The sequence below is a fragment of the Pseudoalteromonas sp. ESRF-bin5 genome, from assembly GCF_002632075.1.
GTDB classification, from domain to species: Bacteria; Pseudomonadota; Gammaproteobacteria; order Enterobacterales; family Alteromonadaceae; genus Pseudoalteromonas; species Pseudoalteromonas marina.
In genome coordinates this window covers 1-4190 of sequence record NZ_NTLW01000141.1, presented here as the reverse complement: position 1 = coordinate 4190, position 4190 = coordinate 1, and the positions used below count along the sequence as shown (strand labels likewise).

At 40.6% G+C, this 4190-nt stretch carries 3 protein-coding genes; all 3 read right to left on the bottom strand.

Annotated features, from left to right (window positions below; all coding sequences use genetic code 11):
* Positions 1–555 (bottom strand): aminotransferase class V-fold PLP-dependent enzyme (locus BCG07_RS07845; RefSeq protein WP_286889683.1); only part of this gene is annotated, 555 nt, incomplete at its 3' end.
* A gap of 9 nt (positions 556–564) precedes the next feature.
* On the bottom strand, positions 565–1197 hold the full coding sequence (locus BCG07_RS07840) for a 2OG-Fe dioxygenase family protein (RefSeq protein ID WP_286889682.1): 633 nt from the start codon (positions 1195–1197) through the stop codon (positions 565–567).
* Between the two features lie 199 nt (positions 1198–1396).
* On the bottom strand, positions 1397–3994 hold the full coding sequence (gene acnB / locus BCG07_RS07835) for a bifunctional aconitate hydratase 2/2-methylisocitrate dehydratase (protein WP_286889685.1): 2598 nt from the start codon (positions 3992–3994) through the stop codon (positions 1397–1399).
* Between the last annotated feature and the right edge of the window lie 196 nt (positions 3995–4190).

Below are 4190 nucleotides of genomic sequence, written 5' to 3'. Positions count from 1 at the left end.
CTCTATAATGCGTTCAATATCGTTAATTGAGCCTGTAGTATTTGAAGCATAGGTAACAGCCACCAACTTAGTCTTGCTGTTTAATAAGCTTTCAAACTGCGTCATATCTAGGCTGCAATCGGCTTCATTAATCAAGGTAGTATTAACCTTAACGCCTTTATCTTCTGCGGCTTGCTGCCATGATGACACGTTTGAGAAGTGATCGGCGTTAGTTACAATGATCTCATCACCGGCTTGCCAATCGCGCGAAATAGCTCGGCTAAAGCTAAAGGTAAGGCTTGTCATGTTTGGGCCAAACACAATATTTTGAGCACTTGGCGCATTAAGTAAATCTGCTGCAGCTTGGCGTGCATTTGCCATTAGCTCAACAGTTTTATCGCTTGAAAAAAACGCACCACCTAGGTTTGAATTGTAGTGTCCTAAATAAGCAGACATTGCATTAAGCACTGACTGCGGCACTTGAGAGCCACCAGGGCCGTCTAAAAATATCGGCGATTTACCATCAACGCTTTGCATTAATGCCGGAAACTGCTCACGTAATTGCGCTATATTCATGAGCATTCCTTAAGAGGTAAGTACAAAGCAATCCAGGTAACCTGGTTTGCTAGCATCAACTTTATTCATTGGCGTTGCATTGTGCCAAACTTGGCGGTCGTTTATAAGCGCAAACATGCCGTCTTTAATTTCCATTTTAAAACATGGCTCAGCTTGTTTGTTTTCGTATACAAGTAACTCGCCACCTCCTAAGTTTTCGTGCGAAACACCGCATATACATACATGATCAAAACCATCTTGATGCACGCCTTCAGGCGCTGCTGGCGTATCGCTATCAATGGCTAACATTCTAAATTGATGTATTTCAATATCGCGATCTTCATCAATACCGGTAAGCTGGCAAAACTCACTGACAATACTTTTCATGCCATCTGTTTCAAGTAGGCTTTGCTCTAAATTTTCGTAAGTACGTTCAACGTTACCTTGAAACGTATTAATCGAATCGTCTTGAACAAATGCTTTGGCAGCTTGCAATTTTAGCTCACCATCTTGAAATTTAATTACTGAATAACGACGCTTACGAAATTCGCCATCTGCATATGGATTTGCAGGTAGGTTATCAAAAGAAGGCTTAACCACATCAATATTTGCTTGGTTAATAAAACGAAGTTGCAGTAAATTCTGGTTGTTTAATGCAGTCATGAAATCTCGCCTAAAATAATGAGAATATTAAAAGAGATTATAATGCATGTAGCGAGGAATTATTGCTTTATTATCCAACTTAAATGTGAAAAATACTTAATTTTAATTCAGTATAAGACTATTAAAGCATGAATAATCTAAATTATATTTAAACAATAAAAAACCCGCCGAAGCGGGTTTTTTATTCAAACTCTATAAATTAAACAGCTTGCTGAATAATTACATTGTCTGCTTTTTTAGTGTACTGAGGCATACGGTGGAAGTTCAAGTAACGGTAAGTATCTGCTGCCGTTGCATTGATTTTCGCTGCATATTCTTGGTACTCAGCCGGAGTAGGTAATTTACCTAAAATTGCCGCCACTGCAGCAAGCTCTGCTGATGCTAAGAATACGTTTGCGCCTGTACCTAAACGGTTAGGGAAGTTACGTGTTGAGGTAGAAACAACTGTTGCTTTATCTGCAACGCGTGCTTGGTTACCCATACACAGTGAACACCCTGGAGTTTCAATACGTGCACCAACACGACCAAAGATACCGTAGTAACCTTCGTCTGTAAGTTGGTCTTTATCCATCTTCGTTGGTGGAGCAACCCAAAGCTGTGTTGGAATACGACCAGTAAAGCCATCTAATAATTTACCTGCGGCACGGAAGTGACCAATATTAGTCATACAAGAACCGATAAATACTTCATCGATTTTCTCACCTGTAACGTCAGATAGTAAACGCGCATCATCTGGGTCATTCGGAGCACAAAGTACCGGCTCTTTAATATCAGCTAGGTCGATTTCAAGTACGTGCTTGTATTCTGCATCCGCGTCAGCTTCCATAAGTTCTGGGTTAGCTAACCAATCTTGCATTGCAGTAATACGACGCTCGATTGTACGAACATCGCCGTAACCTTCAGAGATCATCCACTTAAGCATAACAATGTTAGACTCAAGGTACTCAGAGATAGACTCTTTAGAAAGCTTAACAGTACAACCTGCAGCTGAACGTTCTGCTGATGCATCTGATAGTTCAAATGCTTGCTCAACAGTTAAGTGCTCAACACCTTCAATTTCTAGTACACGGCCAGAGAATTCATTGATTTTACCTTTCTTCTCAACCGTTAATAAGCCTTCTTTGATACCGTAGTAAGGAATTGCATGAACAAGATCACGTAATGTGATACCTGGCTGCATTTCACCTTTAAAGCGAACCAAAATAGACTCAGGCATATCAAGTGGCATAACACCTGTTGCTGCTGCGAATGCTACTGCACCTGAACCCGCTGGGAACGAAATACCTAATGGGAAACGAGTATGTGAATCACCACCAGTACCTACGGTATCTGGTAATAACATACGGTTTAACCACGAGTGAATTACACCGTCACCAGGGCGAAGTGAAACACCGCCACGGTTCATGATGAAATCAGGAAGCGTATGGTGCGTGTTTACGTCAATTGGTTTAGGGTAAGCAGAGGTATGACAGAATGACTGCATTGTTAAATCTGCAGAGAAACCTAAACATGCTAAGTCTTTAAGTTCATCACGTGTCATAGGACCAGTAGTATCTTGCGAACCTACAGTAGTCATTTTAGGCTCACAGTATTGGCCTGGGCGAATACCGGCTACGTTACATGCTTTACCAACCATTTTTTGCGCTAGTGTAAAGCCTTTGTCTGACTCTTCAGTCACTGCTGGTACTTTAAATACATCAGTAGCACCTAAACCTAAAGATGTACGTGCTTTGTCTGTTAAACCACGACCAATGATAAGTGGAATACGACCACCAGCACGAACTTCATCAAGGATTACATCTGATTTAAGTTCGAAAGTAGAGATAACATCATCAGTACCATGGCGTTTAACAACACCTTCGTATGGGTAAATATCAATTTGATCACCCATGTTGAACTCGTCAACATTTAATTCGATTGGTAATGCGCCAGAATCTTCCATTGTGTTAAAGAAGATAGGTGCTATTTTGTTACCTAAACATACACCACCAACACGTTTGTTTGGTACAAATGGGATATCATCACCCATAAACCAAAGCACAGAGTTAGTAGCAGACTTACGAGAAGAACCAGTACCTACAACGTCACCTACATAAGCAAGTGGTAAGCCTTTAGTTTTTAATTCTTCAAGCTGTACGATAGGACCTACTTCACCTGCTTTATCTGGGTTTATGCCATCACGCTCATTTTTTAGCATTGCCAAAGCATGAAGTGGGATATCAGGACGTGACCATGCATCTGGTGCAGGTGATAAGTCATCGGTGTTTGTTTCACCCGTTACTTTAAATACAGTAACAGAGATTTTTTCAGCTACTGCTGGCTTATTTGTAAACCATTCAGCTGCAGCCCAAGATTCGATAATTTGCTTAGCAAACACATTGCCTGCTTTGGCTTTTTCTTCTACGTCGTAGAAAGCATCAAACATAAGTAATGTGTTTGAAAGGCCTTTTACTACGATTGGCGCTAATGATTCGTCATCAAGTAGGTCAATCATTGGCGCGATATTGTATCCGCCTAGCATTGTTCCTAATAATTCAGCTGCTTTTTCTTTAGAGATAAGAGAAGTAGTCGCTTCACCTTTAGCAACAGCGGCTAGGAAGCCTGCTTTGATGTAAGCAGCGTCATCAACACCTGGTGGTACACGATTGATTAATAAATCTAAAATGAATTCTTCTTCACCTGCCGGTGGGTTTTTTATTAATTCAATAAGATCAGCAGTTTGCTGAGCATCTAATGGCGCTGGTACGATACCTAACGCGGCACGTTCTTCTACGTGTTTACGATATTCTTGTAGCACAATATTGCCCTCTTGGTGACGTGAAAGTATTCGGTAGCGCTTCATGCGCACTTGTTACCCAATACTTATAGTATTCTAACGAGTAATTATAAAGCTTTTATAGATAGATGAAAATCCATCCAGTTACACAACTGATTATACCGACTATAAACACTATGAATAGTAGTTACGGGAAATTCTATTTCCATGAATACTT